We start from the raw sequence: 8,375 nt of genomic DNA on the forward strand, positions 1-8,375 counted from the left end.
GGGTCCGCACCGGGGCGCGCGTGGCGCGGCTGCACTGGGCGGGTGGCGAGGTCGGCGGCCGGTGCGACGGCGTGGTCCTGGAACCCGCGCGTCCGGAACCCGCGCGTCCGGAAGAGGGTTCGGCCCGTATCGCCCGAGAGTCCGGTGCGCCGAATCCACTTGTCGATGAAGCCCGGGGCGACGACGAGGTGATCACCGCCCGACACGTGATTCTCTGCGCCGGGACGATCGGCACGACCTCCATCCTCCGTAACTCGGGGCTGGGGGAGTCGACGGGGCACCCGGTCGGCCATCGGGTGCAGGAACATCCGGAGGTCCTGCTCGACCTGCCGGTGGGATTCGCTGCAGGCACGGACTTCGGAGTTGGCGACCCCGCGGTCCTGCCCCCACTGCTCTCGCACGTCGTACGGCTCGAGCTCGCGGACCGTGCCGGCCCGGCGGGCGAGGCCCCGGAGGTGGAGCTGCGGCCGTACTCGGTGCCGATGCACGAGGTGATTCCCGGCGCGGCCCCGATGCCGCTGCACCTCGGGATCTCGTTGATGAACACCGTCGGATTCGGACGCATCGACCCGGACGGAACGGTGGTGCTGCCCGATGATCCCCGCGATGCCGAGGCCCTGCGCGCCGCTGCCGTCGCCGTCGCGGACCGACTCGGACTGGACACGGCAGTGCCGGTGAGATCGACGTCCCACCACCTGTCCGGGGCGGCGCGGATCGGCGAGGTCGTCGACGATTCCGGTCGGGTTTTGGGAGTCGACGGTCTGCGGGTTGCCGATGCGTCGGTGCTGCCGACCCTGCCGCGCTGCGGGCCCTACTACACGGTGCTGGCCGTGGCGGAGACCCTCGCTGCCGATATGGCGGCCGAACGACCGTGGTAGACCTGAAGGTGGAACACGTTCCACCGGTGAGGTGGGCGGCGGATCGGAAGGCACGCGCATGACAGATATCGAGACGGCAGTGGAGCCACAGCGTTTTACCGTCGCGCGAGAAGCCGGGGTAACGCTCGTCGGCGAGGTCTGGGAGCCTGCCGGAGACGTCGTCCTCGACGAGATCCTCATGCTCCACGGCGGCGCACAGACCCGCCACGCCTGGGCGCGGGCGGCGCGTCGCCTGTCGGGGGAGGGGTACCGCGTCACGTCCATGGATGCGCGAGGCCACGGCGACAGCGACTGGGACCCCGAGGGTGACTACGACATCCATCGCATGTCCGCCGACCTCGAGGCGATCGTCGCCGAGCGGTTCACCGAGCGCCGTCCGGTCATCGTCGGCGCGTCGCTCGGAGGCATGACCGCCATGCTCTCGCTCGGCTCCGGCGCCGATGTCGCACGCGCACTCGTGCTGGTCGACGTCACGCCGAAGATCGAGGCGGCCGGTGTGGAGCGGATCGGCGAGTTCATGCGGTCGGGTTTCAACGGCTTCGCCAGCCTCGATGAGGCCGCCGATGCGATCGCCGCCTATCAGCCGCACCGCAAGCGGCCACCCACCACCGATGGCCTGCGCAAGAACCTCCGACTGCGCGAGGACGGCCGCTGGCACTGGCACTGGGACCCGCGGTTCGCCGGCAACGCCTCGGCGGACAACGCCGAGATCGGCAACGACTTCTTCGAAAAGCTCGTGCCGAAGATTCAGCAGCCCACTCTGCTCATCCGCGGCGGCGCCTCCGACATCGTCAGCGACGACACCGTCCAGCACCTGCTCGAGCTTCTCCCGCACGCGTACACGATGGAGGTCCCCGAGGCGGGGCACATGGTGGCCGGAGACGACAACGCGGTGTTCCTCGATCAGCTCGAATGGTTCCTCACCGAGATCGTGGCGGTGCCCGGCCGATAACTGGCCGACAACTGCGAGTGCTGGGCCGGGGAATAAACCCGATCGGGTGGTGTTGGACCTGTGTGCACCGGTTTGAATACCCGTAAGGGTATAGATGGGGTGTGAGGGTCGTCGCTGACGCGGGCTGTCCGTAGGCTGGCGACCACGGTATGACGGGACGAGAGCCGCCCCGTCCCGCAAGGAGGCATTCACATGACCACCGTCGACATCACGACTGCCGAGTTCGAGAAGACCGTTACCGAGAACGACATCGTCCTGGTGGACTTCTGGGCCGAATGGTGTGGCCCCTGCAAGGCGTTCGGGCCGGTGTACGACAAGGTGTCGGGCAAGAACCCCGAGATCACCTTCGCCAAGGTCGATACCGACGCCGAGCAGCAGCTCGGTGCGATGCTGCAGATCCAGTCGATCCCGACCCTCATGGCCTTCCGTGAGGGCATCGCGGTTTTCCGCCACTCGGGCGCTATCCCGGAGCAGGCGCTGGACGATCTCGTCGAGCAGATCAAGGGCCTCGACATGGACGAGGTGCGCAAGGCCGTCGAGGATGCCCAGGCGCAGCAGGGCGACGCCCAGCCCTGACCCGTGACGTAGTCGGTCCGAACCGGGCCTGACCTTTCCCGACCAGTCGTGCCTGGATCGCCCGGCGTGGGTCGGGTCTCGGTCAGGTCCGGACCCATATTTTCAGCCCCCTGCGGGCTCGCAACCTCAGCCCTGGAGGGGCACACAAATGTAGATCATCATCGTCGGTGGCGTCGCGGGCGCGCCGCCGCCGACCGCCCGGTGCTGGGCACCGCGATCGTCGGAGTGTTCGGCCTCCAGGTGGCTACCACCGGGTGGAACGCGAAACGTCTGACCGCTGCTGGTCGCGAGTTCCGGCAGATCCACACGCACCCCTCGTCGCACGCGGGCTACTACCCGGGCGCCGCGGGCCTGCACCTGAAGCTGCTGGTCGACCCGGTGACCGATGAGATCCTGGGTGCCCAGGCCCTGGGCGAGGACGGCGCGGACAAGCGGATCGACGTGATCGCCACCGCGATGGCAGGGGGGAATCCCCGCCTCGCGCCTGGCCGACCTCGAGCTCGCCTACGCGCCCGCCTTCGGCTCCGCGAAGGACCCGGTGAACATGCTGGGCTACGTCGCCCGCAATATGCGGGAGGGCACCGTGGAGACCGCACAGTGGAACGAGGTGGACGAACGCGTCGGCGCCGACGCGGTCCTGCTGGACACCCGGACCCCGGGGGAGGTCGCGGACGGTGCGATCCCCGGTGCGCTCAACATCCCGGTCGATGAACTCCGCGACCGGATGGACGAACTGCCGGACGGCCGCGTCCTCGCCTATTGCGCCGTGGGCGTGCGCGGGTACCTGGCGTCACGGATCCTCGTGCAGGCCGGCCGCGAGGCGGTCAACCTCGACGGCGGATACACCACGTGGAAGGCGGCCACGCAGGGCTGACGGCGTCACCCCGCGGGGCGGAGAGCGGGGTCGACCGGCCTGATGCTGTAACGCGTTCTATGAACTACGACACCCTGTGACAATTTGGGGTTATCGTGGCGAGAACACGTTTCAGTGCCGGGGGGATACCGGCAGGTCCGAAAGGGAGCCGCATGAAGACCAAGGCCGCCATCGCCCGCGAGTTGGGCAAGCCGTTTGAGATCGTCGAGGCCGAGCTCACCGGCCCCCACTACGGTGAGGTGCTCGTCAAGTGGAAGGCCGCCGGCCTGTGCCACTCCGACCTCCACATGCAGACCGGTGACCTGCCGGGCCGGCTGCCGATCGTCGTCGGGCACGAGGGCGCCGGCGTCGTCGAGGCCGTCGGCGAGGGTGTCACCCACCTCCAGCCCGGCGACCACGTGGTGGGCTCGTTCATCCCGGCCTGTGGCCACTGCCCGGCGTGTGCCCGCGGGATGTCCAACCTGTGCGACGGCGGCCTCAACGGCACCTTCGGCGTGATGGAGGACGGCCGCTACCCGTTCCAGCTGGAGAACGGCGAGACCGCGGGTGCGATGTGCACCCTCGGCACGTTCTCGCAGTACACCGTCGCCAACAAGAACTCCCTGGTCAAGATCCAGGACTGGATCCCGTTCGAGGTCGCCGCGCTGGTCGGCTGTGGCGTCACCACCGGCTGGGGTTCGGCCGTCTACTCCGCTGACGTCAAGCCCGGCGACACCGTCGTGGTGTTCGGCATCGGCGGCATCGGCATCAACGCCATCCAGGGCGCCAAGCACGCGGGTGCGCGCTTCATCATCGCGATCGACACGGATGAGTCCAAGCGCGATAAGGCGATCGAGTTCGGTGCCACGCACTTCTACACGGACGCCGAGGAGGCCAAGGCCGAGCTTCCGGGCCTGACGTGGGGCCTCATGGCGGAGAAGGCGATCATCACCATCGGCGTGGCCGACGCCAAGGTCACCTCGGATGCCACCGACATGGTGGGCAAGCGCGGCGTGGTGGTCCTGACCTCGATGGGCGGGCTCGACAACCAGTCCATCAACCTCACGGGCCTCTTCGTCGCGCAGTACGAGAAGACCATCAAGGGCTCCCTGTTCGGTTCGGCGAACGCCTTCTACGACATTCCCAACCTGCTGCGCCTGTGGGACGAGAAGCACGTCAAGCTGGACGAGCTGATCACCCACCGCTTCACCCTCGACCAGGTCAACGAGGGGTACGAGCTCATGGAGAAGGGCGGCGGGGGACTGGTCCGCGCGGTCATCGTCCACGAGGACTGACCTCGACAGCCGATCCGCGAGGTCGCATAAAAATACCCCCGTGGGTACACTGGAGTTTCCGGTGGGCCCACGGGGGTCTCGCGTTTCCACCGGTGTCATCCCGAGACCGACGACGACGCCACGGCGTCGACCGGAACACAGGGAGATGTGCGCACATGGCAACCACCGACCCCCGCCAGCAGGTCCTCAACAGGCTGCGTCGCGCTCGAGGCCAGCTCAATGCCGTGATCGACATGGTCGAGCAGGAGAAGTCCTGCAAGGAGATCGTCACCCAGCTCGCGGCGGTGTCCAAGGCGCTGGACCGCGCTGGTTTCAAGATCATCAGTGAGAACATCCAGGAGTGCGTCATCCGCGACGGCGAACCGGACGAGGACGGCGTCACCCTGGACGAGCTCGAGAAGCTCTTCCTCTCGCTGGCGTAATAGTTCGCTCACCGACCGGCTGACCGCGGGCGACGGTCATGGGAGACTGGCCTGTAGAGGTTCCCGGGCCCACCAGGGCGGAAGGCGGAGATCGATATGGACGTCGGCATCGGCACATTCACCGAGATGCAGTTCGACGAGGCGGTGGAGGCGACCCGGAAGGCGCTGGCCGAGCGCGGCTTCGGCATCCTCCACGAGATCGATCTCACCGACACGCTCAAGACCAAGATCGACAAGGACATCGAGCGCGTCCTGATCCTGGGCGCCTGCAATCCCGGTTTCGCGGGCGCGGCGTTCGACATCAACAAGGATGTCGCCCTTTTGCTCCCGTGCAACGTGGTGGTCCGGGAATCGGGCGGAGGCTGCATCGTCGAGGCGCAGAACCCGGCACTGCTCTCGCAGGTCATCTCGGGCGGCCTGCAGGATCTGGCCGACGAGCTGTCGGCGTCGATGCGGTCGATGATGTCCGACCTGACCCGCTGACGGACACAGCCGGACTGGCCGGGCGGCGCCGGGCACCGGTCGCCGCCGAGGGTGCCAGGACTCCGGCGGTGACACTATTGTCGGGGTATGACCTCAAGTGGGCACGACGACTCGACTTTTCACGACCCGCGGACGCTCGCGCAGCAGCACCTCGAGGCGATGGTGGGGCGCGGGGAACTCTCGCTCTCCGAGTTCTCCGACCGCGCGGCCAAGATCTGGGCTGCGACCTGCCCCGCCGAGCTCGACGTCGCGCTGAGCGGGCTCCCCACCCCGGAGCAGTCCCCGGCCCACTCGCCGGCCACCGATCTCCGGGTCGGTGCGGGCGCGCCGTCCCCGGCGATCCGGTCCGGGCAGGCGATCACCGTCGACGAGGGCCAGAAGCAGACCTCGGTCTTCGACACCCTCAAGCGCGAGGGCCGGTGGCTCCTGCCGGACGACTACAAGCTGACCTCCTGGTTCGGGGACATCTTCCTCGATGCCCGCGAGGCCGTGGTGGACCGGCCCCGCACCCGCGTCCAGCTGGACCTGTGGTGCGCCAACGCCAAGATCCTGCTCCCGCCGGGGGTGTCCGTCGCGATCACCGGCAGCCGCCACATGTCGGAGTTGAAGATCGACGAGGGCAAGTACGAGATCCGCGGCGGCCCGCACCTGAACCTGGAGATCAACGGCTTCATGGCAGGTGCGAAGGTCAAGATCCTGGCCGCCGGGGAGAAGATCCCCAAGGCCTGGAAGTGGTTCTAGTCCGAAACAGAAAATATTACGACGACGACGAGGCGGTCTCTACCGTCGGCGCCACACCGTATGTCGATGCCTCACCGGGTCGGCGTTGTCGTCGTCGTCCCCGGGGTTTTCTTTTCCTTCCACACGGCTACGTGGATCGGTGATCCATTCGCCGACCTCGACCAGTTCCCACGACGATCCCGGTGACCCGCCGTCCGGGCCCGACCCGCCACCAAGGTCCGGGGCGAGCACGGTCCCGGGGGCGTCGGCGTCGATCTCGGTGACCAGGCACTCCTGCGCGTGCTCCAGCGCGGCGGCGTAGATCTGGCCGCCACCCATCACCGCGGCGTCGGGGCCCGCCAAGGCCAGGGCCTCGGCCACCGACCCCGCGCGCTCGGCGCCCTCGGCCGACCACTGAGGGTCGCGGGTGCACACGATGTTGCGGCGGCCCGGCAGTGGGCGGAACCGCTCCGGGATCGAGTCCCAGGTGGAGCGGCCCATCACCACCGGCCGACCGAGCGTGGCCTGCTTGAAGAACGCGAGGTCCTCGGGGATGTGCCACGGCATGTCGCGGCCGTCGCCGATCACCCCGCCGCGGGCCTGCGCCCACACCATCCGAACGGGCATGTCCCTCGTGCTCCCGTCGGCCCGCGTCAGACCGCGACCGGGGCCTTGATGCCCGGATGGTGCTCGTAGCCCACGACCTCGAAGTCCTCGAAGCGGTAGTCGAAGATCGAATCCGCCTTGTGCAGCGTGAGCTCGGGGTAAGGGAACGGCTCGCGCTCCAGCTGTGTGCGGACCTGCTCCACGTGATTGTCGTAGATGTGGCAGTCGCCGCCGGTCCAGATGAACTCGCCCACCTCGAGCCCCACCTGCTGCGCCACCATGTGCGTGAGCAGGGAGTAGGAGGCGATGTTGAACGGCACGCCCAAAAACAGGTCGGCACTACGTTGGTAGAGCTGGCAGCTGAGCTTGCCGTCAGCGACGTAGAACTGGAACAGCAGGTGGCACGGCGGCAGTGCCATGTTGCCGAGTTCGCTGACGTTCCAGGCGGAGACGATGTTGCGGCGCGAATCCGGATCCGTGCGCAGCAGTTCGACGGCGTTCGCGATCTGGTCGATGTGCTGGCCGTCGGGCGTGGGCCAGGAGCGCCACTGGACGCCGTAGACGGGGCCCAGCTCGCCCTGGGGATCGGCCCACTCGTCCCAGATCGTCACGCCGTTGTCGGTGAGGAACCGGGTGTTGGAATCGCCGCGCAGGAACCACAGGAGTTCGTACGCGACCGACTTGAAGTGGACGCGCTTGGTGGTGATGAGGGGGAAGCCGCGGGACAGGTCGTAGCGCAGTTGGTGCCCGAACAGGCTCCGGGTACCCGTGCCCGTGCGGTCGGACTTGGGGGTGCCCTGTTCCAGGACCAGGCGCAGCAGGTCCTCGTACGGGGTGGGGACGGTCATGAGGGGCAGTCTACTGAGAATTCGTCCCGGCCCTAGTCGTGGCCCGGCGCGGCCTGGTATGGCGGGGCCCCGGGCGGGGGCGGCGAGAGTGCGATGCCGGGGCGGCGCGGCTAGTCCCGCGGGGGCTCAGACGTGCGCTGGCATGTGCTCGGCGACGGCCGCCAAGACCTGCTCGGTCAGATCCGGCCGACACACGAGGATGTCGGGGGAGTAGGTCTTGGACTTGTTGAACTTGATCGGAGAACCGTCCAGGCACGAGGCGTGCAGGCCCGAGGCCAGGGCCACCGCGACCGGCGCTGCCTGATCCCACTCGTGCTGGCCACCGGCATGGAGGTAGACGTCCGCGTCGCCGAGCAGCACCGACAGCATCTTGGCTCCCGCCGACCCCATCGGCCGCACGGTCAGGCCCAGCGCGTCCGCGACCTCCCGGGCCCCCTCCGGCGGGTTGTTCCGGCTGATCACGATTTTTCCGGAGCTGGGCCCGTTGACGTGGTCCACCTGGTCCGAGCGGAACACCCGCCGTGCGTCGGGCAGGCCGACCGAGGCGAGGACCGGAACGCCGTCCTCGACCAGCGCCACGTGCACCGACCAGTCGGAGCGGCCGGTGGAGAACTCCTTGGTGCCGTCGATCACGTCGATGATCCACACGCGCGACTTGTCGAGCCGGGACAGATCGTCGGCGACGCCCTCGGACAGGGTGCCGTCGTCCGGCCGGTGCCCCGAGAGCACCTCGTCGGTCCAG

At 68.4% G+C, this 8,375-nt stretch carries 11 protein-coding genes and 1 pseudogene; 9 read left to right on the forward strand and 3 right to left on the reverse strand.

All coding sequences use genetic code 11. The features are described 5' to 3' along the window. The 9 genes and pseudogenes from mftG to G6016_RS03885 form a co-directional block, all read left to right on the forward strand. The coding region (gene mftG / locus G6016_RS03850; RefSeq protein WP_182631382.1) for a mycofactocin system GMC family oxidoreductase MftG at positions 1 to 878 on the forward strand (878 nt) is incomplete at its 5' end. A gap of 58 nt (positions 879 to 936) precedes the next feature. Then, positions 937 to 1,830, forward strand: coding sequence for an alpha/beta fold hydrolase (locus tag G6016_RS03855; protein WP_182631383.1), 894 nt, complete (start codon positions 937 to 939; stop codon positions 1,828 to 1,830). A 192-nt stretch (positions 1,831 to 2,022) separates the two neighbouring features. Beyond that, entirely contained in the window at positions 2,023 to 2,406 is a 384-nt protein-coding gene (gene trxA / locus G6016_RS03860; protein ID WP_182631384.1) for a thioredoxin, read from the forward strand. Between the two features lie 240 nt (positions 2,407 to 2,646). Then, positions 2,647 to 2,814, forward strand: a pseudogene (locus G6016_RS17790) (CoA-disulfide reductase); the annotation flags it as partial. Positions 2,815 to 2,950: 136 nt separating this feature from the next. Then, on the forward strand, positions 2,951 to 3,280 hold the full coding sequence (locus G6016_RS17795; protein ID WP_380023253.1) for a rhodanese-like domain-containing protein: 330 nt from the start codon (positions 2,951 to 2,953) through the stop codon (positions 3,278 to 3,280). A gap of 152 nt (positions 3,281 to 3,432) precedes the next feature. Continuing rightward, complete coding sequence (locus G6016_RS03870) at positions 3,433 to 4,554, forward strand: NDMA-dependent alcohol dehydrogenase (RefSeq protein WP_182631385.1); 1,122 nt, start codon at positions 3,433 to 3,435, stop codon at positions 4,552 to 4,554. A gap of 155 nt (positions 4,555 to 4,709) precedes the next feature. Then, positions 4,710 to 4,976, forward strand: a complete 267-nt coding sequence (locus tag G6016_RS03875; protein WP_182631386.1) for a metal-sensitive transcriptional regulator — start codon at positions 4,710 to 4,712, stop codon at positions 4,974 to 4,976. A 96-nt stretch (positions 4,977 to 5,072) separates the two neighbouring features. Further along, entirely contained in the window at positions 5,073 to 5,459 is a 387-nt protein-coding gene (locus G6016_RS03880; protein ID WP_182631387.1) for a DUF302 domain-containing protein, read from the forward strand. Between the two features lie 87 nt (positions 5,460 to 5,546). Further along, positions 5,547 to 6,200 (forward strand): DUF1707 SHOCT-like domain-containing protein, encoded by a 654-nt coding sequence (locus G6016_RS03885; protein ID WP_182631388.1) that lies wholly within the window; start codon positions 5,547 to 5,549, stop codon positions 6,198 to 6,200. A gap of 39 nt (positions 6,201 to 6,239) precedes the next feature. Here G6016_RS03885 and G6016_RS03890 read toward each other — a convergent pair whose 3' ends face one another. The 3 genes from G6016_RS03890 to G6016_RS03900 form a co-directional block, all read right to left on the reverse strand. Next, positions 6,240 to 6,806: a dihydrofolate reductase gene (locus G6016_RS03890; RefSeq protein WP_182631389.1), complete on the reverse strand. Its 567-nt coding sequence runs from the start codon at positions 6,804 to 6,806 to the stop codon at positions 6,240 to 6,242. A 26-nt stretch (positions 6,807 to 6,832) separates the two neighbouring features. After that, positions 6,833 to 7,633 (reverse strand): thymidylate synthase, encoded by an 801-nt coding sequence (locus G6016_RS03895; RefSeq protein WP_182631390.1) that lies wholly within the window; start codon positions 7,631 to 7,633, stop codon positions 6,833 to 6,835. Between the two features lie 126 nt (positions 7,634 to 7,759). Then, a partial coding sequence (locus tag G6016_RS03900; protein WP_182631391.1) for a 3'(2'),5'-bisphosphate nucleotidase CysQ occupies positions 7,760 to 8,375 on the reverse strand: 616 nt, incomplete at its 5' end.

Origin of the sequence: Dietzia aerolata, from assembly GCF_014144865.1 — a bacterium.
GTDB lineage: Bacteria > Actinomycetota > Actinomycetes > Mycobacteriales > Mycobacteriaceae > Dietzia > Dietzia aerolata.

Bases quoted from the DNA above. Each gene is read 5' to 3' on its own strand.
- G6016_RS03875 (WP_182631386.1), top strand. From the start codon at position 4,710: ATGGCAACCACCGACCCCCGCCAGCAGGTCCTCAACAGGCTGCGTCGC.
- G6016_RS17795 (WP_380023253.1), top strand. From the start codon at position 2,951: ATGCTGGGCTACGTCGCCCGCAATATGCGGGAGGGCACCGTGGAGACC.
- G6016_RS03895 (WP_182631390.1), bottom strand. From the start codon at position 7,633: ATGACCGTCCCCACCCCGTACGAGGACCTGCTGCGCCTGGTCCTGGAA.
- G6016_RS03890 (WP_182631389.1), bottom strand. From the start codon at position 6,806: ATGCCCGTTCGGATGGTGTGGGCGCAGGCCCGCGGCGGGGTGATCGGC.
- trxA (WP_182631384.1), top strand. From the start codon at position 2,023: ATGACCACCGTCGACATCACGACTGCCGAGTTCGAGAAGACCGTTACC.
- G6016_RS03885 (WP_182631388.1), top strand. From the start codon at position 5,547: ATGACCTCAAGTGGGCACGACGACTCGACTTTTCACGACCCGCGGACG.
- G6016_RS03855 (WP_182631383.1), top strand. From the start codon at position 937: ATGACAGATATCGAGACGGCAGTGGAGCCACAGCGTTTTACCGTCGCG.
- G6016_RS03870 (WP_182631385.1), top strand. From the start codon at position 3,433: ATGAAGACCAAGGCCGCCATCGCCCGCGAGTTGGGCAAGCCGTTTGAG.
- G6016_RS03880 (WP_182631387.1), top strand. From the start codon at position 5,073: ATGGACGTCGGCATCGGCACATTCACCGAGATGCAGTTCGACGAGGCG.